The 22459-nt window shown below is 56.6% G+C and carries 21 protein-coding genes; 8 read left to right on the top strand and 13 right to left on the bottom strand.

Annotated features, from left to right (window positions below; translation table 11 throughout):
* Positions 1-92: 92 nt before the first annotated feature.
* Positions 93-2126: a methionine--tRNA ligase gene (gene metG / locus G6Q29_RS12105; protein WP_165465788.1), complete on the top strand. Its 2034-nt coding sequence runs from the start codon at positions 93-95 to the stop codon at positions 2124-2126.
* Positions 2127-2217: 91 nt separating this feature from the next.
* Here the strand turns inward: metG and G6Q29_RS12110 are convergent, their stop codons facing one another.
* Genes G6Q29_RS12110 through G6Q29_RS12120 form a run of 3 tightly spaced genes read right to left on the bottom strand, consistent with a single transcriptional unit; the run spans position 2218 to position 5133 of the window.
* Positions 2218-2688 (bottom strand): DUF1456 family protein, encoded by a 471-nt coding sequence (locus G6Q29_RS12110; RefSeq protein ID WP_165465789.1) that lies wholly within the window; start codon positions 2686-2688, stop codon positions 2218-2220.
* A gap of 46 nt (positions 2689-2734) precedes the next feature.
* Positions 2735-3454, bottom strand: coding sequence for a two-component system response regulator BtsR (btsR, locus tag G6Q29_RS12115; RefSeq protein WP_165465790.1), 720 nt, complete (start codon positions 3452-3454; stop codon positions 2735-2737).
* Positions 3448-5133 carry a LytS/YhcK type 5TM receptor domain-containing protein gene (locus G6Q29_RS12120; RefSeq protein WP_165465791.1) on the bottom strand — a complete coding sequence of 562 codons (1686 nt, stop codon included), beginning with the start codon at positions 5131-5133 and terminating at the stop codon, positions 3448-3450. Before G6Q29_RS12120 ends, btsR begins: the two co-directional genes overlap by 7 nt.
* Positions 5134-5351: 218 nt before the next feature.
* Between G6Q29_RS12120 and mlrA the strand changes: the two genes are divergently transcribed.
* The gene (gene mlrA / locus G6Q29_RS12125) at positions 5352-6092 is read left to right on the top strand and encodes an HTH-type transcriptional regulator MlrA (protein WP_165465792.1); all 741 of its coding nucleotides are present in this window, start codon (positions 5352-5354) and stop codon (positions 6090-6092) included.
* A gap of 69 nt (positions 6093-6161) precedes the next feature.
* Positions 6162-6275 (top strand): protein YohO, encoded by a 114-nt coding sequence (locus G6Q29_RS12130; RefSeq protein ID WP_022648678.1) that lies wholly within the window; start codon positions 6162-6164, stop codon positions 6273-6275.
* Here G6Q29_RS12130 and G6Q29_RS12135 read toward each other — a convergent pair.
* The 5 genes from G6Q29_RS12135 to bglX all read right to left on the bottom strand — a co-directional run bounded on the left by G6Q29_RS12135 (position 6250) and on the right by bglX (position 12435).
* Positions 6250-6987 carry an ABC transporter permease gene (locus G6Q29_RS12135; RefSeq protein ID WP_006811282.1) on the bottom strand — a complete coding sequence of 246 codons (738 nt, stop codon included), beginning with the start codon at positions 6985-6987 and terminating at the stop codon, positions 6250-6252. The two genes, G6Q29_RS12130 and G6Q29_RS12135, sit on opposite strands and share 26 nt — an antisense overlap.
* The gene (locus G6Q29_RS12140) at positions 6971-7921 is read right to left on the bottom strand and encodes an ABC transporter ATP-binding protein (protein WP_165465793.1); all 951 of its coding nucleotides are present in this window, start codon (positions 7919-7921) and stop codon (positions 6971-6973) included. The genes G6Q29_RS12135 and G6Q29_RS12140 overlap by 17 nt, the downstream gene beginning before the upstream one ends.
* The gene (locus tag G6Q29_RS12145) at positions 7914-9071 is read right to left on the bottom strand and encodes an ABC transporter permease (protein WP_165465794.1); all 1158 of its coding nucleotides are present in this window, start codon (positions 9069-9071) and stop codon (positions 7914-7916) included. The genes G6Q29_RS12140 and G6Q29_RS12145 overlap by 8 nt, the downstream gene beginning before the upstream one ends.
* A 12-nt stretch (positions 9072-9083) precedes the next feature.
* Positions 9084-10001: a glycine betaine ABC transporter substrate-binding protein OsmF gene (osmF, locus tag G6Q29_RS12150; RefSeq protein ID WP_165465795.1), complete on the bottom strand. Its 918-nt coding sequence runs from the start codon at positions 9999-10001 to the stop codon at positions 9084-9086.
* 136 nt (positions 10002-10137) lie between these two features.
* Entirely contained in the window at positions 10138-12435 is a 2298-nt protein-coding gene (gene bglX, locus G6Q29_RS12155; RefSeq protein ID WP_165465796.1) for a beta-glucosidase BglX, read from the bottom strand.
* A 189-nt stretch (positions 12436-12624) separates the two neighbouring features.
* On the opposite strand from bglX, the gene dld reads away from it, so the two are divergent.
* Both dld and G6Q29_RS12165 read left to right on the top strand, forming a co-directional pair.
* Positions 12625-14382 carry a D-lactate dehydrogenase gene (gene dld / locus G6Q29_RS12160; RefSeq protein ID WP_165465797.1) on the top strand — a complete coding sequence of 586 codons (1758 nt, stop codon included), beginning with the start codon at positions 12625-12627 and terminating at the stop codon, positions 14380-14382.
* 102 nt (positions 14383-14484) lie between these two features.
* Positions 14485-15039, top strand: coding sequence for a GNAT family N-acetyltransferase (locus G6Q29_RS12165; protein WP_165465798.1), 555 nt, complete (start codon positions 14485-14487; stop codon positions 15037-15039).
* A gap of 96 nt (positions 15040-15135) precedes the next feature.
* Here G6Q29_RS12165 and pbpG read toward each other — a convergent pair whose 3' ends face one another.
* Together pbpG and G6Q29_RS12175 are read right to left on the bottom strand one after the other, a co-directional pair.
* The gene (gene pbpG / locus G6Q29_RS12170) at positions 15136-16059 is read right to left on the bottom strand and encodes a D-alanyl-D-alanine endopeptidase (RefSeq protein ID WP_165465799.1); all 924 of its coding nucleotides are present in this window, start codon (positions 16057-16059) and stop codon (positions 15136-15138) included.
* A gap of 166 nt (positions 16060-16225) precedes the next feature.
* Positions 16226-16813 (bottom strand): Yip1 family protein, encoded by a 588-nt coding sequence (locus G6Q29_RS12175; protein ID WP_003859296.1) that lies wholly within the window; start codon positions 16811-16813, stop codon positions 16226-16228.
* Positions 16814-16970: 157 nt separating this feature from the next.
* Between G6Q29_RS12175 and G6Q29_RS12180 the strand changes: the two genes are divergently transcribed.
* The gene (locus G6Q29_RS12180; protein WP_165465800.1) at positions 16971-17543 is read left to right on the top strand and encodes a DedA family protein; all 573 of its coding nucleotides are present in this window, start codon (positions 16971-16973) and stop codon (positions 17541-17543) included.
* 57 nt (positions 17544-17600) lie between these two features.
* Here the strand turns inward: G6Q29_RS12180 and G6Q29_RS12185 are convergent, their stop codons facing one another.
* From G6Q29_RS12185 to dusC, 3 genes are all read right to left on the bottom strand, one after another.
* On the bottom strand, positions 17601-18365 hold the full coding sequence (locus tag G6Q29_RS12185; protein ID WP_165465801.1) for an SDR family oxidoreductase: 765 nt from the start codon (positions 18363-18365) through the stop codon (positions 17601-17603).
* Positions 18366-18415: 50 nt separating this feature from the next.
* Positions 18416-19834 carry a multidrug resistance outer membrane protein MdtQ gene (gene mdtQ, locus G6Q29_RS12190; protein WP_165465802.1) on the bottom strand — a complete coding sequence of 473 codons (1419 nt, stop codon included), beginning with the start codon at positions 19832-19834 and terminating at the stop codon, positions 18416-18418.
* Positions 19835-20164: 330 nt separating this feature from the next.
* A complete protein-coding gene (dusC, locus tag G6Q29_RS12195) occupies positions 20165-21100 on the bottom strand; it encodes a tRNA dihydrouridine(16) synthase DusC (RefSeq protein ID WP_165465803.1) in 936 nt (311 codons plus the stop codon).
* A gap of 168 nt (positions 21101-21268) precedes the next feature.
* Between dusC and G6Q29_RS12200 the strand changes: the two genes are divergently transcribed.
* Positions 21269-21664, top strand: a complete 396-nt coding sequence (locus tag G6Q29_RS12200) for a CidA/LrgA family protein (RefSeq protein ID WP_003859308.1) — start codon at positions 21269-21271, stop codon at positions 21662-21664.
* The gene (locus tag G6Q29_RS12205) at positions 21661-22356 is read left to right on the top strand and encodes a CidB/LrgB family autolysis modulator (RefSeq protein WP_163347153.1); all 696 of its coding nucleotides are present in this window, start codon (positions 21661-21663) and stop codon (positions 22354-22356) included. Before G6Q29_RS12200 ends, G6Q29_RS12205 begins: the two co-directional genes overlap by 4 nt.
* Positions 22357-22459: the final 103 nt, after the last annotated feature.

Here is a 22459-nt window from a genome sequence, read left to right on the forward strand (position 1 = left end):
TACCTGAAAGGCCGCGGTTTGTGCTTACTTAATAATGCCCCTTTTGGTAATATCGAAAACCCTTTTCACAGTTAAAAGAAGTAATGCCTACTATGACTCAAGTCGCGAAAAAAATTCTGGTAACGTGCGCCCTGCCGTACGCCAACGGCTCAATCCACCTCGGCCACATGCTGGAGCATATCCAGGCTGATGTCTGGGTCCGTTACCAGCGAATGCGCGGCCACGAGGTGAACTTCATCTGTGCGGACGATGCCCACGGCACGCCGATCATGCTGAAAGCGCAGCAGCTGGGAATTTCCCCGGAACAGATGATCGCCGAAATGAGTCAGGAGCATCAGACCGATTTTGCTGGCTTTGACATCAGTTATGACAATTATCACTCAACGCACAGCGACGAAAACCGCGAGCTGTCAGAGCTGATCTACACCCGTCTGAAAGAGAACGGTTTCATTAAAAACCGCACCATCTCTCAGCTGTACGATCCGGAGAAAGGCATGTTCCTGCCGGACCGTTTCGTTAAAGGCACCTGTCCGAAATGCAAATCCCCGGACCAGTACGGCGATAACTGCGAAGTCTGCGGCGCGACCTACAGCCCGACCGAGCTTATCGAACCGAAATCCGTGGTTTCCGGCGCGACGCCGGTGATGCGTGACTCCGAGCACTTCTTCTTCGACCTGCCGTCCTTCAGCGAAATGCTGAAGGCGTGGACCCGCAGCGGTGCGTTGCAGGAGCAGGTGGCGAACAAAATGCAGGAGTGGTTCGAATCCGGGCTGCAACAGTGGGATATCTCCCGCGATGCGCCATACTTTGGCTTCGAAATCCCGAACGCGCCGGGCAAATATTTTTACGTCTGGCTGGATGCGCCGATTGGCTACATGGGTTCGTTCAAAAACCTGTGTGACAAGCGCGGCGACACCGTAAGCTTCGACGAATACTGGAAGAAGGATTCCGATGCCGAGCTGTATCACTTCATCGGTAAAGACATCGTTTACTTCCATAGCCTGTTCTGGCCAGCAATGCTGGAAGGCAGCAACTTCCGCAAGCCGACCAACCTGTTCGTACATGGCTACGTAACGGTAAACGGTGCCAAGATGTCTAAATCTCGCGGGACGTTTATTAAGGCCAGCACCTGGCTGAACCACTTTGACGCGGACAGCCTGCGCTACTACTACACCGCGAAGCTCTCTTCCCGCATCGACGATATCGATCTGAACCTGGAAGATTTCGTGCAGCGCGTGAATGCCGATATCGTCAACAAAGTGGTAAATCTGGCGTCCCGTAACGCAGGTTTTATCGCCAAACGGTTTGACGGCATGCTCTCTGCCGAACTGGCCGATCCTGAGCTGTACAAAACCTTCACCGATGCCGCCGCTGCGGTTGGCGAAGCATGGGAAAGCCGTGAATTTGGTAAAGCCATTCGCGAAATCATGGCGCTAGCAGACGTGGCTAACCGCTATGTAGACGAGCAGGCACCGTGGGTGGTAGCGAAACAGGAAGGCCGCGACGCCGACCTACAGGCGATCTGCACCATGGGTCTGAATATGTTCCGCGTTCTGATGACCTGGCTGAAGCCGGTTCTGCCGCAGCTGTCAGCCCGCGCGGAAGCCTTCCTGAACACCGAACTGACCTGGGACGCGATCCATCAGCCGCTGCTCGGCCACAAGGTGAACACCTTCAAAGCGCTGTATAACCGCATCGAGATGAAGCAGGTTGACGCGCTGGTCGAAGCCTCTAAAGAAGAAGTGAAGGCAGCTGCCGCACCGGTGACCGGCCCGCTGGCGGACGATCCGATTCAGGAGACCATCACCTTTGATGATTTCGCTAAAGTCGACCTGCGCGTGGCGCTGATCGAGAACGCAGAGTTCGTGGATGGCTCTGACAAACTGCTGCGCCTGACCCTGGATCTCGGCGGCGAGAAGCGTAACGTCTTCTCCGGCATTCGTTCCGCCTATCCTGATCCGCAGGTGCTGATTGGCCGTCAGACCGTGATGGTGGCAAACCTGGCGCCGCGCAAAATGCGCTTCGGCATCTCCGAAGGGATGGTGATGGCCGCAGGCCCTGGCGGGAAGGATATCTTCCTGTTAAGCCCTGACGAAGGCGCGAAGCCAGGTCAGCAGGTGAAATAATAAAAAAGCCGGAGTTTATCTCCGGCTTTTTGTTTTCTCTCCCTGTGGGAGAGAGGCGGGGTGCGGGCATCAGGCCGCACCAATGCCGTCTTTACGCTTTCGAGTTATGCACCCGCTGCGTCAACCCACGCAGGAAATAACGCAGAAATTGATCCCCACACTCGCGGTAATTTTTATGATCCGGCGCGCGCATCATGGCGGTGATTTCCGGCATCGACACGCGAAATTTCTGCTCGGTCACGATCGCCAGAATGTCATCAGTTTTCAGGGAGAACGCGATACGCAGCTTTTTCAGCACCGTGTTGTTATTCACCCGACGCTCCAGCGCCAGCTCAGGCGCAGATTCATCTTTGCCGCGCTTGTCGTAGATCAGGCCATTCAGAAAGCCCGACAGAATAATGTCCGGGCAGCGAACAAAACCCTCTTCATCTTCTTTAGTCATCCAGGTGTCGAACCCGGCGGACGTGGATTCCATGTCGGAGAGCGCAAGAATGCGCACCATGTCATTATTGTTCGCTTTCAGGGTGTAGCGCAGGCTACGAAGAATATCGTTACTAAGCATAGAGCCTTCGAATGTCGATGATGCAATGGCGCGCAGTGTACCAGTTTTACAGCCCAATCGCCTCTTTCAAACTTTTCAGGTAGCGACGACTGACGGGCACGGTCTGCCCGGCACGTAACACCAGCTCGGCCTGGCCATTATCTTCCAGGCGGATCTCCTTCAGGTGCGCCATGTTCACCAGATACTGACGATGGCAGCGGATCAGCGGCGTGCGGCTCTCCAGCGTGCGCAGGGTCAGCTCTGTAAAGCCTTCGTTGCCTTCAGCGCTGGTGACATACACCCCGCTCAGTCGGCTGCTGACAAAGGCAACGTCGTCCATTTGCAGGAGATATATCCGGCTGTGGCCGGTACACGGGATAAATTTCAGCGGCTGCTGATGCTCCGGCAGGAGGGACACATCCTGCGCGGTACGTTCCTGGCGCAGACGGGTCAGGGTCTTTTCAAGCCGCTTCTCTTCAATCGGCTTCAGCAGATAATCAAACGCGTGCTCTTCAAACGCCTTTACCGCGTATTCATCAAAGGCCGTCAGAAAGACGATATAGGGACGGTGCTCCGGGTCAAGCATGCCGACCATTTCCAGCCCGCTGATGCGCGGCATCTGGATATCGAGGAACAGCACGTCCGGGCGCAGTTTATGCACCGCACCAATGCCTTCAATCGCATTGGCGCATTCTCCCACGACCTCGATATCACTCTGCTCCTGCAACAGGACACGCAGGTTTTCCCGTGCTAACGGCTCATCATCAACAATCAGCACTCTTAACATGCGTTCTCCTCCAGCGGCAATCGTAAAGTAATTCGGGTATAGCGGTCTGGCTCACAGGAGACGGTGATGCCGCAGTCGTCGCCAAAATGCGCACGCAGGCGTTTATCCACCAGGCTCATGCCCAGACCGCCTGACGCGGAAGCTTCATACAGCCCCGCGTTATCTTCAATATCCAGCACCAGATGGTGATTAAAACGGGAAGCGGAAATCATAATCTCCCCCGTGCCCAGCAGCTGCGACGTCCCATGCTTAATGGCGTTCTCCACAATGGGTTGCAGTGTAAAGGCCGGAAGATGCTGATACGCCAGCTCGTCCGGGACGGATAACGACACCTGTAAACGTGACTGGAAGCGCGCTTTTTCAATTTGCAGATAGGCGTTTACATGTTCAACCTCATCCGCGAGGGTGACGATTTCCGACGGCCGCTTCAGATTTTTGCGGAAAAATGTCGACAGAAATTGCACCAGCTGCGCGGCCTGATCGCTGTCGCGGCGAATCACCGCCTTCAGCGTGTTGAGCGCGTTAAACAGGAAATGCGGATTCACCTGAGCGTGCAGGAGCTTAATTTCTGACTGCGTCAACAGCGCTTTTTGCCGCTCATACTGCCCTGCAAGGATTTGCGCCGAAAGCAGCTGGGCGATCCCCTCCCCCAGCGTGCGGTTGATGGAGCTGAACAGGCGATTTTTGGCTTCGTAAAGCTTAATAGTGCCCATGACGCGCTGGTTTTCGCCCCGCAGAGGAATGACCAGCGTCGAACCGAGTTTGCACTGTGGATGCAGAGAACAGCGGTACGGCACTTCATTTCCGTCGGCATACACCACTTCACCCGTTTCAATGGCGCGCAGGGTGTAGGCTGAAGAGATCGGTTTTCCCGGCAGATGGTGGTCGTCCCCGGTACCGGTAAACGCCAGCAGCTTTTCACGATCGGTAATCGCCACGGCCCCGATATCCAGCTCTTTATAAAGTACCTGCGCCACCTTCATACTGTTCTCTTCGTTGAATCCCTGACGCAGGATCCCTTCCGTCGACGCCGCAACTTTTAAGGCGGTGGCAGAAAATGCAGAGGTGTATTTTTCGAACATGGCGCGTTTGTCGAGCAGAATGCGCATAAACAGCGCCGCGCCTACGGTATTGGTGACCATCATCGGAGCCGCAATGCTGCTGACCAAGTGAAACGCATCGTCAAACGGGCGCGCAATCAGCAGGATAATCGCCATCTGCGCCATTTCCGCCACGAAGGTGATCGCTCCGGCGGTAAGGGGACTGAACACTTTATCCGGGCGACCGCGTTTAATCATATAGCTGTGGACGAGACCACCGAGCAGTCCTTCGACGATGGTGGAGATCATGCAGCTCAGCGCCGTCATACCGCCCATCGAATAGCGGTGCAGGCCGCCGGTTAACCCCACCAGGCCGCCCACGACCGGGCCTCCGAGCAGCCCGCCCATTACCGCGCCGATGGCGCGCGTATTGGCGATGGAATCTTCGATATGGAGACCAAACCAGGTCCCCATAATGCAGAATATGGAAAATACGACGTAGCAGAGGAATTTGTGCGGCAGACGGACGGTGACCTGCATCAGCGGAATGAACAGGCGCGTTTTGCTCATCAGCCATGCGATGACAAGGAACACGCACATCTGCTGAAGCAACAGCAGCACCAGATTAAACTCGTACATACTCATAAACCGCACATTCTAAAAACGCGTAACATACACTGATGGCGGTTAACTTTCTTTGAAACGTGCCAAAAAAGCGATAAATCGTGTCCGCCATCACACCTTTTACCGGAGATAACTCATCTTTCGTATGATTTGAGCAAAAAAGAATCAAATCTTCCTGGTTCCGCAAAGTGGGTCTACAGTTAAGCTGGGGACGCGCAAGCCTGGGGGCGAAAATGGCGCTTTACACAATAGGTGAAGTGGCACTCCTGTGTGATATCAATCCCGTTACGCTACGGGCGTGGCAGCGACGGTATGGATTACTTAAGCCGCAAAGAACGGACGGCGGGCACCGCCTGTTTAACGATGCGGATATTGACCGGATCCGCGAGATCAAAAGCTGGATCGACAACGGCGTACAGGTCGGCAAGGTAAAATCGCTTCTGAGCCAGGACGATCCTGATACGCAGCATCTCTGGCGCGAGCAGCAGGAAATGCTGCTGAAGCTGTTGCAGAGTGGTAATTTGCAGCGTCTGCGCGGCTGGATCAAAGAACAGGGTCGCGACTACCCCGCGCAAACCCTTATCACCCATCTTTTTATTCCCTTACGGCGTCGGCTTCAGTGTCAGCAAACCACCCTACAGGCGCTGCTCAGCATGCTTGACGGCGTGCTGATTAACTATATTTCCGTCTGTCTTGCCTCGGCGAGAAATAAAAACAGCAAAGATGCCCTGGTGATCGGCTGGAACGTACACGATACCACCCGGCTGTGGCTTGAAGCCTGGATTGCCACCCAGCAGGGCTGGCGCGTTGACGTGCTTGCCCACTCCCTGGCCCAGCTCAGGCCGGAACTGTTTGAGGGACAGACGCTGCTGGTCTGGTGCGGTGAAGTCCCCTCCGCTTCCCAGCAGCAGCTCCTGACGGAATGGCGCGAACATGGTTATCCCGTTTACTCGCTGGGGCCAAATGCGTCGTAACGGCATTTAATGGTTCATTAACAGCTGCGCTTCACCGTATAATTGTTCCGTTAACAACAGGAGCACATGATGAAGGCAACGAAACTGGCCGTAATTACCCTTTTTGCATTGATGGCCGTCAGCGGTATCGGTGGCGTTATGCTTGCAGGTTATTCATTTATTGTTCGCGGCGGTGTTGGCTGAGGTATCCGGCCAGGCGTTCAAACAGGCGATCCACCACAATCGCCGCCAGCGCAACCAGAACCGCCCCCTGAATAATGTAAGCCGTATTAAACCCGCTTAACCCGATAATGATCGGCGTTCCCAGCGTATTGGCTCCGACCGTCGAGGCGATGGTTGCCGTACCAATGTTGATTATCACGGACGTTCGCACGCCAGCGATAATCACCGGTGCGGCCAGCGGCAGTTCGACCTTCACCAGCCGCTGCCAGGCGCTCATCCCCATCCCTTCCGCTACGCTCAGCACCGATGCTGGCACCGCTGCAATCCCCGCCAGCGTCCCCTGCAAAATGGGCAACACGCCGTACAAAATCAGCGCAATGATGGCAGGTTCCTGCCCAAAACCGATCGCCGGCACGGCAATCGCCAGCACGGCTACCGGCGGGAAAGTCTGCCCCGTTGCGGCGATGGTCTCCACCAGCGGGCGAAACTCCCTGCCCGCAGGTCGCGTCACCGCAATACCGGCGCCAACGCCCAACACGATGGCTATCACGCTTGATACCGCCACCAGCCAGAAGTGCGCCAGGGTGAGATTAACAAAGCTCTCCTGCTGGTACACCGGGCGCGGTAGTCCGGGAATGAGCGCATTAAACAGCGCCGCGCTGTGCGGCATCAGGTAGAGTAAAGCGATAAACAGCCCTGTCAGCCAGAGTAACGGATCACGTACCCACTTCACGCGTCACCTCCCCCGCCAGCAGATCGCGAAAATGGATCGTTCCGCATGGCGTTCCCTGCCCGTTCGTAACGGGTAATACTTCGCACTGTCGGGCGACAAACGCCGACAGGGCATCGCGCAGGCTCATCCCATCGTGCAGCGGTTCACCACAGATTTGCACCTCCTGTGGACGCATATAGTCTCTGACGGTGCGCAGTGAGAGAAGCCTGACGCCCAGCTCGCTGCGGCCAAAAAATTCACGTACAAAATCGTTTGCCGGCGACGTTAACAGTTCAAGCGGCGTACCCTGCTGGACGACTTCGCCGTGATCCATCAGCACCAGTCGATCGGCCAGCCGTAGCGCCTCGTCGATATCATGCGTCACCAGCACGATGGTGCGCCCAAGAATGCGGTGGATGCGGCTCATCTCCGCCTGAAGTGCGCCACGGGTGACCGGATCCAGCGCGCCGAAGGGCTCATCCATCAGCAGCACCTGTGGGTTGGCGGCCAGCGCGCGCGCCACTCCGACCCGCTGCTGCTGCCCGCCGGAAAGCTGGTGTGGATAGCGGTCGCGAAGCGAGGCGTCCAGCCCCAGCAGCGCCATCAGCTCGTCGACACGCTCGTTGATCTTCGCCCAGGACCATTTTTCCAGCTGTAGCACGGTGGCAATGTTCTGCGCCACCGTCCAGTGGGGAAACAGGCCGATGGACTGAATGGCGTAGCCCATACGTCGCCGCAGCTCCAGCACCGGCAGGCTGCGGATCTCCTCTCCGGCAAAGCGAATCGTCCCGCTGTCGTGTTCCACCAGCCGGTTGATCATCTTCAGCGTCGTGGATTTTCCTGACCCCGACGTCCCGATCAGTACCGAGAACGCCCCCTCGGCAAAATGCAGATTGAGGTGGCTTGCCGCAGGACGGCCCGCAAAGGTTTTACTCACATCATGAAATTCAATCATTGGCTCTTCTCCCGAGCAGCGCGAGCCACAGGGCAAACAGGGCATCCAGTACGACCGCCAGCGCAATCGTGGGCACGACGCCCAGCAACACCAGATCCAGCGCGCTGCTGAGCAGGCCCTGGAACACCAGTGCCCCAAAGCCGCCCGCACCGATCAGCGCGGCAATCACCGCCATCCCCACGGTTTGCACCGTCACCACCCGCAGGCTGCGAACCAGCAGCGGCAGCGCAAGCGGCAGCTGTATTTTCCAGAAACACTGGCGCGCGCTCATCCCCATCGCATGGGCGCTTTCCAGCACGTCAGGCGCAACCTGGCTTAACCCTGCCACCACGCCGCGCACCAGCGGCAGCAGCGCATACAGCACAAGGGCGATCAGTGCCGGCGTCAGCCCGGTTCCGGCAATCCCTGCCGCAGCCAACGCGGGGAAGGATTTCACCAGACCGGCGAGGGGGGCAATCAGCAGGCCAAACAGGGCGACGGAGGGGATGGTCTGAATAACGTTGAGCACGGTAAAGACGGCGCCCTGGCGGCTGGGATGTCGGTAGCACCACATGCCCAGCGGCACGCCCAGCAGCAGCGCCGGGATCAGCGTCCCGAACAGGATCGTCAGATGTTGCGCCAGCGCGTTGTCAAACACCTCCTGGCGGTTGACGTACTCTTTTAACAGCGAGAGCTGATTCAGATCGCCGCTGAAGAGGATCAGCAGAGGGATAACCCAGAATTGCGCGTTCAGCAGCCAGCGCCAGACGGGCATCGGCGTCAGACGACGAATGGCATCGCTACAGACCAGCAGGCAGAGTGCCAGCCACAGCCACAGGCCGCTGCCAATTGACGTGCGCGCAAGCGGGCTTTCAACCGAGGACATCTGCGCTGCCGCCTGCCCTGCGCTCCAGAACAGCACAATAAACAGCACTTCGCTGAGCAGAAGCGTCAGCCACTGCGCGGCACGCCCCGGCCAGAATGCCAGAACAACGGCGCTCGCCAGCGCCGCGCCCAGCAACAGCGGCGTAAATGCCCAGATCTGCCAGAGCGCGCGCGGTTCGCCCGACACCAGACGGTTTGGCGCGACATTCACAAAAGGTAACGCGACCGCCACGATGGCCACACAGGCCAACAGCAGCAGGACGCGGTTATGACATTTTATTGGCACAGCCTTATCCCGTTACTTCACAAGCCCTTGTTGTTTCAGGAAGTCGGCAGCCACTTTTTTGGCATCCAGCCCCTCAACGGCAATGCTGGCGTTCAGCTGTTGCAGCGTTTTCTCATCCAGTTTCTCAAACACCGGTTTAAGCCATTCGTCCAGATCCGGATAAGCTTGCAGAACCGCCTCGCGCACCACCGGAGTTGGGGCATAAATCGGCTGAACGCCTTTCGGGTCGGTCAGGGTTTGCAGACCAAGCGCCGCGACCGGGCCGTCGGTGCCGTAGGCCATCGCCGCGTTGACGCCAGAGGTTTGCTGCGCCGCCGCCTTGATGGTCACCGCCGTGTCGCCCCCCGCCAGAGAGAGCAGTTGTGCCTGATCGAGCTTGAAATCATAGGCTTTTTCAAACGCAGGCAGCGCATCAGCGCGCTCGATAAATTCTGCCGAGGCCGCGAGCTTAAACTCGCCCTTCTCTTTCAGGTAGCGGCTGAGATCGTCAAGCGAGGTCAGCTTGCCTTTCTCGGCGATATCTTTGCGCACCGCGATGGTCCAGGTGTTGTTGGCCGGTGCAGGCGTGAGCCAGACCAGCTTATTTTTTTCCGCGTCCAGCTTTTTGACTTTTTCGTACCCGGCTTTGGCATTTTTCCAGGCCGGATCGTTTTCATCCTTGAAGAAGAATGCCCCATTACCGGTATATTCCGGGTAGATATCCAGCTCACCGGACGTGATGGCCCCGCGGACGACTGGCGTGGTGCCAAGCTGAACTTTATTGACCGTTTTCACGCCGTGGCTTTCGAGCACCTGCAAAATGATATTGCCGAGCAGCGCGCCCTCAGTATCTATTTTGGAACCCACCTTAACCGGCTCTGCGGCCTGTAGCGGCAGGCTCAGCGCCGCCAGTAGCACCGCCGAACCAGTGATCCCCTTAATCATCGTCATGCTGTTTTCCTCATTATTTTGTGGCCTTTTTCATAGGCTTGAGAGAAAAGCGTAGCTTAAAACAGCGCATTTAACCGTTTTTAGTCTTTGAGGAGAGACATCCCCCGCAGCGCGGGGGATAGTAAGGCTGGAAAGGTTATTGCAGTTCGAATTCAGCTTTGTTCACACGGGCGGAATCCACGCCGATGAAGACGTTGAATTTGCCTGGCTCGGCATCGTATTTCATCTGCTGATTCCAGAACTTCAGCGCATTCACGTCAATCGGGAAGCTGACCGTTCTGGTTTCGCCCGGTTTCAGGTTGACCTTCTCGAAGCCGCGCAGCTGTTTCACCGGACGGCTCATGGAGGCCGTGACGTCCTGCACGTACATCTGGATCACCGTCGCGCCTTCGCGCTTGCCGCTGTTAGTCACCTCCACGCTGGCGGTCACTTTGCCGTCATGCTTCAGGGTCGGCGCCGACATTTTCACGTCAGACACCTTGAAGGTGGTGTAGCTCAGGCCATAGCCAAACGGATACAGCGGGCCGTTCGCCTCATCGAAATAACGAGAGGTGTACTTGTTCGGCTTGTCGGCGTTATACGGACGACCGGTGTTCAGGTGGCTGTAGTAAACCGGGATCTGCCCGACGGAGCGCGGGAAGGACATCGGCAGCTTGCCGGACGGGTTGTAATCGCCAAACAGCACGTCGGCAATGGCGTTGCCGCCTTCGGTACCGGCGAACCAGGTTTCCAGAATGGCGTCAGCCTGCTGATCTTCTTTCACCAGCGCCAGCGGACGCCCGTTCATCAGCACCAGCACCAGCGGCTTGCCGGTGGCTTTCAGGGCCGCGATCAGATCGCGCTGGCTTTGCGGGATGGTGATGTCGGTACGGCTGGAGGCTTCGTGCGCCATCCCCTGCGCTTCACCCACCACCGCGACCACCACGTCGGACTGCTTCGCGGCGTTAACCGCTTCGTCGATCATCTCTTTCGGCGTGCGCGGATCCACCTTCACCGCTTCCTCGTACTGGTTGAGGAAGGTCACGATGTCTTTATCGTTGGTGACGTTCGCACCTTTGGCGTAAACCACTTTTGCGTTATCACCCACGGCGCTCTTAATGCCGGTCAGCACGGTAACGGACTGATCCGCCACGCCCGCCGCGGACCAACTGCCCATGACGTCGCGCTTGCTGTCGGCCAGCGGGCCGACCACGGCAATGGTGCCGGATTTTTTCAGCGGCAGCGTGTTGAGACGATTTTTCAGCAGCACCAGGCTTTCGCGCGCCACTTCGCGGGCTTCTTTACGGTGCAGACGGCTTTCGGCGTTGGTGTCCGCCGGGTCGGAATCCTTCGGCCCCAGATGGCTGTACGGATCGTTAAACAGCCCCATGTCATATTTCACGTTCAGCACGTGGCGAGCGGCGTCGTCCAGCTCTGCCATCGTCACCTTGCCGCTCTTCACCAGCCCCGGCAGGTATTTGCTGTAATACTCGTCGCTCATGCTCATGTTGATGCCGGACTTGAGCGCCACGCGTACCGCATCTTCCGGGTCAGACGCCGTACCGTGTTTGATCAGCTCTTTAATCGCGCCGTGATCCGAAACGGTAATGCCCTTGAAACCCCACTGGTCGCGCAGCACGTCTTTCAGCAGCCACGAATCGGAGGTGGCTGGCGTGCCGTTGAGAGAGTTCAGCGCTACCATCACCGCCCCGCTGCCCGCGTCCAGCCCTGCCTTGTACGGCGGCATATAGTCGTTAAACAGGCGCTGCGGGCTCATGTCCACGGTGTTGTACTCTTTCCCCCCCTCCACCGCGCCATAGGCAGCGAAGTGCTTCACGCTGGTCATCACCGAGTAGCGATCCGCCGGGCTTTTCCCCTGCATCGCTTCCACCATGGTTTTTCCCATCGTGGCCGTTAAATACGTATCTTCCCCAAAGCCTTCCGATGCACGGCCCCAGCGCGGATCGCGGGAGACGTCCACCATTGGCGCCCAGGTCATGTTCAGCCCGTCGTCTGCCGCTTCATAGGCCGAAACGCGCCCGACGGTTTTCACCGCCTCAAGGTTGAAGGAGGAGGCTAAGCCGAGGCTAATCGGGAAGACGGTACGCTGACCGTGCACCACGTCATAAGCGAAGAACAGCGGGATTTTGAGGCGACTCAGCTCCATCACCTGATCCTGCATCTTGCGGATATCCTGGCGGGTAACGGTGTTAAAGATGGCCCCAACCTGCCCGTCTTTGATCATCTCGCGAATGGCTTCTTTCGGGTTATCCGGGCCGACGCTTATCAGGCGCAGCTGGCCGATTTTCTCATCGACCGTCATCTTTTTGAGTAAATCCGTGACAAAGGCGTCGCGGGCTTCAGGCGTGAGCGGGTGATTACCAAACAAATCCTCTGCCAGCGCAGGTTGCAGCGCCAGGCTGACGGCGACACCTACAGAACATAGCCATTTCATGTTGTTATTCTCTCTCATCAATAACCGCGGGAAGCACCGGGCCAGACCGTGCGAAAAGCGCAGTGTGCCACAAAGCCTGAAAACCTTGCAGGGTTATTCTCTGATTTTTCTCATGAATACCTGACCGCTGAACGGCTAATCGCGCTATGCTTTACAGCGAGAAATTTGCCCCACCACAAGGAGTGGAAAATGTCTTCTGTTCGAACTGACGATAACACAACTTTTATTAACGAACTGTCGCGCCTGGTTGGTCACTCTCACCTGCTTACCGACCCGGCCAAAACCGCCCGCTACCGTAAGGGCTTTCGCTCCGGCCAGGGCGACGCGCTGGCGGTGGTCTTCCCCGGTACGTTGCTCGAACTGTGGCGCGTCCTCAGCGCCTGCGTTGCGGCAGACAAGATTATTTTAATGCAGGCTGCGAATACTGGTCTGACCGAAGGCTCCACGCCGAACGGCAACGATTACGATCGTGACATCGTGATCGTCAGCACCCTGCGCCTCGACAAACTGCACCTGCTGGACAAGGGCGAACAGGTGCTCGCCTTCCCCGGCACCACGCTCTACTCGCTGGAAAAAGCGCTTAAGCCGCTGGGACGCGAGCCACACTCGGTGATCGGCTCATCGTGCATTGGCGCCTCGGTGATCGGCGGGATCTGCAATAACTCCGGCGGCTCGCTGGTGCAGCGCGGCCCGGCTTACACGGAAATGTCGCTGTTCGCCCGTATCGATGAAAACGGCAAGCTGACGCTGGTTAACCATCTGGGGATCGATCTGGGCGTAACGCCAGAGCAGATCCTCAGCAAACTTGACGATGACCGCGTGAAGGACGAAGACGTTCAGCACGATGGCCGTCACGCGCATGACCACGACTACATCACCCGCGTGCGCGATATCAATGCCGATACGCCGGCGCGCTATAACGCCGATCCGGATCGCCTGTTTGAATCCTCCGGCTGCGCGGGCAAGCTGGCCGTTTTTGCGGTGCGCCTCGATACCTTCCCGGCAGAGAAAAAGCAGCAGGTGTTTTACATCGGCACCAATCAGCCGGAGGTGCTGACGGAGATCCGTCGTCATATTCTGGCCGAGTTCACTCACCTGCCGGTGGCGGGCGAGTATATGCACCGGGACATTTACGACATCGCCGAGCGCTACGGCAAAGATACCTTCCTGATGATCGACAAGCTCGGCACCGACAAAATGCCGTTCTTCTTCACCATGAAGGGCCGCACCGACGCGATGCTGGAGAAAGTATCGCTGTTCAAACCGCACTTCACCGACCGCTTTATGCAGAAGCTGGGTAACGTCTTCCCGGCGCATTTACCGGAGCGGATGAAGACCTGGCGCGACAAGTATGAGCACCATCTGCTGCTGAAAATGGCCGGGGACGGCATTGCCGAAGCGCAGAGCTGGCTCACCGAATTCTTCAAAACGGCCGACGGGGATTTCTTTGCCTGTACGCCGGAAGAAGGCAGCAAAGCCTTCCTGCACCGCTTCGCCGCGGCGGGTGCCGCTATCCGTTATCAGGCGGTGCATTCCGAAGAGGTGGAGGATATTCTGGCGCTGGATATCGCCCTGCGTCGCAACGATACCGAGTGGTTTGAACACCTGCCGCCGGAAATCGACAGTAAGCTGGTGCATAAGCTCTATTACGGCCACTTTATGTGCTATGTCTTCCATCAGGATTACATCGTCAAAAAAGGGGTTGACGCGCATGCGCTGAAAGAACAGATGCTGACGCTGCTGCACGAGCGTGGCGCGCAATATCCTGCGGAGCACAACGTGGGACACCTGTATAAAGCGCCGGAGACGCTTAAACAGTTTTATCGTAAAAATGACCCTACAAACAGTATGAACCCCGGCATTGGCAAGACAACGCGGCAGAAATACTGGAAAGAGGGTGCTGAAACAGAGGAGCACAATACGCAAGCCTCTGATGAACTCATATAGCCAAATTTAAGAGATTGTTAAGCTCTTCTCAAACGTAATAGAGTATCTGCCTGTTGCCAGAGAAACGTTTCTCTGGCTTACCAAACAAGGAGCGGGCAGAACATGTCGGCTATAGAGATTTTCCCCGAAACTGAAATCGAGGTGCGCGACGCCCTTCCTGACGATGCGCATGCCATCTCGGCGATATACGCCTGGCATGTGCTTCATGGCCGTGCGTCCTTCGAGGAAGCCCCCCCACCCGTCGATGAAATGCGTCAGCGGATGAAGAGTGTAACCGACAGCGGTTTACCGTGGCTGGTTGCGCTGTATCGCGGCATTGTCGTCGGCTACTGCTACGCCACGTTTTATCGTCCACGCCAGGCCTACCGGTACACCCTTGAAGAATCCATCTATGTGGATGCCAGCACCACCGGTCGTGGATTTGGCTCAGCCCTGCTCCAGGCACTGATTGCCCGTTGTGAACTAGGACCGTGGCGGCAAATGATTGCCGTGGTCGGCGACGGGCAAAATAATCCCGGGTCGTTACGCCTGCATAAAAAGCACGGTTTCGAGATGGTGGGTCAGCTCAGGAGCGTGGGATATAAGAAAGGCGACTGGCGGGACACGGTAATTATGCAGCGCCCGCTCAACGACGGGGACTGGACGCTGCCGGAATAAACGCAGTGCGGTCTGGTGCCCTCACCCCGGCCTTCTCCCACAGGGAGAGGGAGAAAACATAAAAAACGGTAACATGCGTTACCGTTTTGCTTTTTCCTAATCGTTCTGCGCCGTCGCCATCTGTTCCGCTTTCTGCTTTTTATACGCCAGCGCTGAAGCCGGCACCGGCTGCACTTTCCCGGTTTCAATCCAGGTGCGCAGGCGGCTGGCATCCGCAAAGTGGGTATATTTGCCGAAGGCATCCATCACCACCAGCGCCACTGGCTTACCGTTAAACACGGTGCGCATCACCAGACAGTGCCCTGCCGCATTGGTGAATCCGGTCTTGGTTAACTGAATATTCCAGTTATCGCGATACACCAGATGGTTAGTGTTGCGGAACGGCAGCGTATAGGCCGGGTTCGAGAATGTCGCCATCTCCTCACGCGTGGTGCTGAGCTGACCAATCAGCGGGTATTGCTTGCTGGCGATCAGCAGCTTTGTTAAATCACGCGCCGTCGAGACGTTATGGATCGACAGACCGGTTGGCTCCACGAAATGGGTATTCTTCATCCCCAGCGCTTTGGCTTTGGCGTTCATCGCGCGGATAAACGCGTCATAACCGCCAGGATAATGGTGGGCGAGGCTTGCCGCCGCGCGGTTCTCTGAAGACATCAGCGCCAGCAGCAGCATATTTTTACGGCTGATTTCACTGTTCAGACGCACGCGAGAGTAGATCCCTTTCATCTCTGGCGTGTGGCTGATATCCACCTTCAGCTTTTCGTCCAGCGGCAGTCGTGCATCAAGCACCACCATCGCGGTCATGACTTTGGTTATGGAGGCGATAGGGCGCACCAGATCCGGATGACTGGCGTAGATCGCTTTGTTGGTATTCAGGTCCACGATCATCGCGCTGCCGGACGCAATCTGGGGTTGCGCAGCAGCGGTGGCGACTGCGGGCGTTTTGGCGATGGCTGGTGCGGTAGCGGACACGCCCAACAGCAGCGCAAGACTAAGGAGTGACACTCGAAATTTCAGCATGATGAGACTTCTGATAATGATTCACGCACGTTATGACGTACACCGCCTGTGTCATCGGTAAACACAGGCTGGCTTCGGCATCATAGCGGTCACCGTGCATTGTCGCCAGCGGAGAATCATAACCAGATGCTGCATTGCTGGCATTTGCGCCAGCAATGCAGGGAACTTAAAAGAGACGGTATCCATAACCCCAAAGAATAACCGTCAGAGCCAGTAGCGCCTCAAGAACCAGCACGCCGATGGCAAGCGTCGAGCTGGAGAAGCTCAGGCCCTCTTCTTTATTGATATTGAGGAAGGTTGGCACCCCTACATACAGCAGATAACCGGTATAAAAGAGGGCAACCGTACCGATCAGCGCGCACAGCCAGACCAGTGGATAGAGCGCGACAATACCGCTTAAAAACAGCGGTGTCGCGACGTATCCGGCGAAGACCATACAGTGTGCCAGCGACGGGCGCTGCGGATAGTTGCGCGCCATCCAGTGGATGACCCGCCCCATCACCGCCACCCCGGCCAGCATCAGGCCATAAAACAGAATGGCCAGGTACAGTCCGGTAAACCAGGAAAGCTGAACCACGGTGCCGTCACCAAAGTTCCAGCCGATTTGCGTAGTCCCTATAAACGCGCAGACCACCGGCACCGCAGCCATCAGCAGGACATGGTGGGTGTAGTGATGCGCGACCGTTTCGTTCTCGTTACGGATCACCTGCATTTCACGATCGGGATGGGAGAAAAGTCCCCAGACATGGTTCATAACGCCCCCTTGTTGTCGGCCCGTCAGCGATAGCTTAAGTATAATGCAGGCTTTAGATTATTTTATGTACAGTGGGAAATTTCCGTTGTTTGCCGCGCGGTTGATGGATGGGGTATATGATTAACGCAGGCACAGTAAGGGAGATGACGTTTACGTAATGGATATCAACGGTCTTATTGAACAATATGGATACGCCGCGCTGGTGATCGGCAGCGTGGCGGAAGGCGAAACCATCACGCTGCTGGGCGGGGTGGCCGCACATCAGGGATTGCTGAAATTCTCGCTGGTAGTCGCCGCCGTCGCGTTGGGCGGTATGATTGGCGATCAGCTGCTCTACTTTCTGGGGCTGCGCTTCGGCCCGACGCTTTTACAACGTTTTGCTAAGCATCAAAAGAAAATTCGCCGTGCTCAGCGGCTTATCCAGCGACGTCCCTGGCTGTTTGTGATTGGCACCCGCTTTATGTACGGTTTTCGCATCATTGGGCCAATACTGATTGGCGCGAGCCGCTTGCCGCCAAAAATCTTCCTGCCGCTGAACATTCTCGGGGCGATTGCCTGGGCGCTGATTTTCACCACGCTTGGCTACGTGGGTGGCGAGGTGATTGGCCCGTGGCTGCATAATCTCGATCGGCATCTTAAACACTGGGCCTGGTTGATCCTGGTTGTTGCGGTGGTGATTGGGGTACGGCTGTGGCTCAAGCATCGTGAAAAACGGCGGGATGAAGAGTGAGTGCGGCCTGCTGCCCCTCACCCCGCCCCTTTCCCAGTGGGAGAGGGAGAAGGGTATCTACCCTTCCGGCTTAAACTGCGGATTCGCCAGCATAAAACCGCCGTCGACGATAAATGACTGCCCGGTGGTGTAGCTGGCGTCGCTGTCACACAGCCATGCCACCAGGCTGGCAATTTCTTTGGTATGCCCTGGCCGTGCCAGCGGGATTTCCGGCATTGAGCCTTCTTTCACTTCGCTGTCGTCCATATCATTCATCGGCGTGGCGATCGCACCGGGCGCAACGGCGTTCACCAGAATCTTATGCTTAACCAGCTCCAGCGCCATCGACTTTGTTAACCCGCCCAGCGCATGTTTAGCCGCCGTATAGGCACTGGCGTCCGGCAATGGCGTGTGTTCATGCACCGAGGTGATGTTCACGATCCGCCCCCCTTCCCCCTGCTTCACCATCTGACGCGCCGCTATTTGCGAGCAGAGAAACGCGCCGTCCACGTCAACGGTGAATATGTGCCGCCAGTCGTCAAACGACAGATCAAGAAATGGCGCTTTGTTCATCGCCCCGGCGTTGTTAACCAGCACATCCAGCCGCCCGAAACGCGTAATCAGGTTTTCAATGGCCTTTGCGCCTTCCGGTAAATTGCTTAAGTCGAGATGAATGGCTTCGGCACGCTGCCCGCGTGCTTCAATTTCGCGGCAGGTCGCCAGCGCTCCTTTCTCATCTGAATGCCAGGTCACCCCGATATCAAACCCACGTTCAGCCAGCATCAGAGCCGTCGTTTTGCCAATTCCGGAATCCGATGCGGTAACAATTGCGACACGCGTCATACTCACCTCCTGAAAATCTGCAAAGAGGTAAGTATAGATAATGTACGATTTTAGCCGTGATGATATCCGCCACCCAGCGCAGAGGTGAGCTGAAGCGTGGCGTCCACGTACTGACCTTTTAGCCTCAACCCGGCAATACGCTCTTTGAGCGCCGGAATTTTTGCTTCACTCACCCGCGAGCCGGCAATGATCCCCGCGCTGAAGCGCGCCTGCGCCAGCGCAACGACGCGCGCCGCGTCTTTTTCGATCTGCTGCTGGTGCTGATTTTTGGCGGTCAGCGTTTCTACTTCGCTGGCCGTCCGGGCGACCTGGTTCACGGCATCCACCACGGCCTTGTTGTAGTTCGCCACGGAGAGGTTGTTTTGCGCCTGGGCGATATCCAGGTTCGCATTCAACCGACCGCTGTCAAAAATTGGCAGCGTCATCCCCGCGGTTACGCCCATTTGCTGCGCAGATGAGCGGAACAGGTCGCTCAGGTGCAATGCATCCTGCTGCAAGAACGCCATCAAATTGATGTCAGGGTAGAACGCGGCTCTGGCTGCATCCACCTCGCTCATGGATGCTTCGATATACCAGTGCGCCTCCTGCAAATCAGGGCGACGAGCCAGCAGTTCATAACCGAGCGTTGACGGCAGCGATGCCTCTGCATCAGGTAAGGCATGCCGGGCGAGCGTGACTGAAGGGGTATGGGTCAACGCATTCAGACGCGCCTCAATAGCCTTCATTTTGCCGTGCACGTCAGCGAGCTGTTCATCGGTTTTGCTGGCATTGATATCCGTTTCAACGCCTTCCACCGAGGAGGTAATGCCGTGCTGATAAAGCTCACGATCGGCACCGATGATATTTTCCTGCTCACGTTTGATTTGCGCGAGCACGTCACCCACTGCGGCCTCGGTCTGCCAGTCCCAGTACAGCCGCGCGACGCTGCTGGCGAGCAGCTGGCGGGTCTGCTCCAGCTCCGCTTTTTGCGCATTCACCTTACCGATGCGGGCCTCAATTCCGGCGCGGTTTTTACCCCATAAATCCAGATCCCAGCCCGCCGTCAGACCAAAGGTGCCGTTGGTGTACCAGGGGCCGGTTGTCCCCGCCGCCGGGTCGGTCAGCGCAAATGGCCCCATCAGCCCCTCTGCCGACATTTTTTGCCGTTCAACATCTGCGGAAAAATTCAGCTGTGGACCTTCAGCAGCGACAGCGGCTTTCGCCTGTGCTTCCGCCAGGGTGATACGCTGACGGACAATTTGCATATCCGGCGCATCCGCCAGCGCTTTGTCGATCAGCGCGTTGAGCTGGGGGTCGTTAAAGTCTTTCCACCATGCGCTTTTTGGCCAGTCGGCGTGACGCAGTTGGGTATTTACAGCGGCGGCAGCGGCTTGCGTTTTCACTGGAGACACCGTGGCATGTTCCGGCGCGCAGGCGGCCAGCATAAAAACAAGAGAAGCACTCAGAGATAAAGTAAGAGAACGTTTCATTACGCCATGAACTCAAAAAATAAAGGCGCAACTTACGCTTACTGACGTTACGTTTTTTAGTAACGCGTGGCAATCTGCATATTGTTATACATTCTCATATCTGGAAATTTATTCCCCAAGACAATGATTTAATTTCATGTATTCGCACTAATTATGAATTGACTGCTACACTTATTCCGACAGACATACGCAGGAGAGGCGAATGAAAATATTATTGTGGGTTATTTTGATTATATTTCTGATAGGGCTGCTGGTGGTAACCGGCGTATTCAAGATGATTTTCTGATTCTCTTGCCCGGCTCCGCGCCGGGCAAACTCTTCACACTTCGCTCAGGGTTTTGACTGGATCACCCGGGCAATATCCGCAGACGTTTGTAGCGTCCGGATCTCCTGAAATAATCCCAGCGCGTCGTCGTACTCTTTACGCAAATAACTCAGCCACTGCTTAATGCGCGCGACGTGATACAAGCCGGTATCGCCCTGCTTTTCCAGCCGCGTGTATTTTTGCAGGAGCTTCACCACATCCGCCCACGGCATCCGCGGCTCATTATATTTCACCACCCGGCTGAGGTTCGGCACGTTCAGCGCACCGCGGCCAATCATCACCGCATTACAGCCGGTCTCTTTGAGGCAGGCCTGCGCGCTCTCATAATCCCAGATTTCGCCGTTGGCAATCACCGGAATAGAAAGCCGTTTGCGGATCTCGCCAATCGCCTGCCAGTTAATGCGCTCGGCTTTATAACCATCCTCTTTGGTTCGCCCGTGCACCACCAGCTCGGTGGCGCCCGCCTGCTGCACCGCGTCAGCAATTTCAAACTGCATATCGTCGCTGTCCCATCCCAGACGGACTTTGACCGTCACCGGCAGATGCGATGGCACCGCCTCACGCATGGCTTTTGCGCCGCGATAAATCAGCTCCGGATCTTTAAGTAACGTCGCCCCGCCGCCGCTGCCGTTCACCAGCTTTGACGGACAACCGCAGTTAAGGTCAACCCCGTACGAGCCAAGCGCGACCGCGCGGGCGGCGTTTTCAGCCAGCCACTCAGGATACTGGCCGAGCAGCTGGACGCGCACCAGCGTACCGGACGGGGTGCGGCTCTGACGATGCAGTTCCGGACAAAGACGATAAAATGATTTTTCTGGCAGCAACATATCGACTACGCGCAGGAATTCCGTCACGCAGAGATCGTAATCGTTCACCTCGGTTAGCAGCTCGCGCACGAGAGAGTCGAGCACGCCTTCCATCGGGGCCAGTAAAACACGCATTCTGAGTACCTGTGAAAAAAGACGCGCTATAGTAGCTGCTCTCTATGGATGTTGAAAGCCCGGCGTTCCATTCTGGAATGGCTGGTATGCCCAAAATTCATGATGTGATCCGTGGCACATTTTCAGGTTTAATTGTATGATGAATACGTCTCAGCAAGGACTTTCACCATGAGCAAATCTTTGAATACTATCTGGCAATACCTTCGCGCCTTCGTCCTGATTTATGCCTGCCTGTACGCCGGCATTTTTATCGCTTCGCTGCTGCCTATAACGATACCCGGCAGCATAATCGGCATGCTAATCCTGTTTGTGCTGCTGGCATTACAGGTGCTGCCCGCGAAATGGGTCAACCCGGGGTGCTTCGTTCTCATTCGCTATATGGCCCTGCTTTTTGTGCCTATCGGCGTTGGGGTTATGCAGTATTACGACGTGCTTAAAGCGCAGTTCGGCCCGATAGTGGTCTCCTGCGCCATCAGTACGCTGGTGGTTTTCCTGGTGGTCAGCTGGAGTTCACACATTGTGCATGGCGAACGTAAGGTCGTTGGGGAGAAAACAAAAAAATGATGGCGAATATCTGGTGGTCCCTGCCGTTAACCCTGGTGGTGTTCTTTGCTGCGCGTAAGCTTGCGGTGCGTTTCAAAATGCCGTTGCTCAACCCGCTGCTGGTCGCCATGGTGGTGATTATTCCTTTTCTGCTGCTCACCGGCATTCCTTATGAGCGTTACTTCGCCGGGAGCAAGATCCTTAACGATTTGTTGCAGCCTGCCGTGGTGGCGCTGGCGTTTCCTTTATATGAGCAACTGCATCAGATCCGCGCGCGCTGGAAATCCATCATTACCATCTGCTTTGTGGGTAGCCTTGTTGCGATGATCACCGGTACCTCGGTGGCCTTATTGATGGGCGCGTCGCCGCAGATCGCCGCCTCTATCCTGCCGAAATCCGTCACCACCCCGATTGCCATGGCCGTGGGCGGCAGCATCGGGGGCATTCCGGCCATCAGCGCCGTGTGCGTGATCTTTGTCGGTATCCTCGGCGCAGTGTTTGGTCATACCCTACTGAATATCATGAAAATTCGGACCAAAGCGGCGCGCGGCCTGGCGATGGGTACTGCCTCGCACGCGCTGGGCACCGCACGCTGTGCGGAACTGGATTATCAGGAAGGGGCATTCAGCTCGCTGGCGCTGGTGATCTGCGGGATTATAACCTCCCTGCTCGCGCCGTTTATCTTCCCGATTATTCTGGCAGTCATGGGTTAAAATTTGCGATGCGTCGCGCAAATTTCATTTTCATTTCATAAGTTGCACACATAATGAGATTTGGATCACATATTAAGGCCGTACGGCTCCGTACACTACCGAT

The organism is Enterobacter cloacae (genome assembly GCF_011078175.1).
Taxonomy (GTDB): domain Bacteria; phylum Pseudomonadota; class Gammaproteobacteria; order Enterobacterales; family Enterobacteriaceae; genus Enterobacter; species Enterobacter cloacae_Q.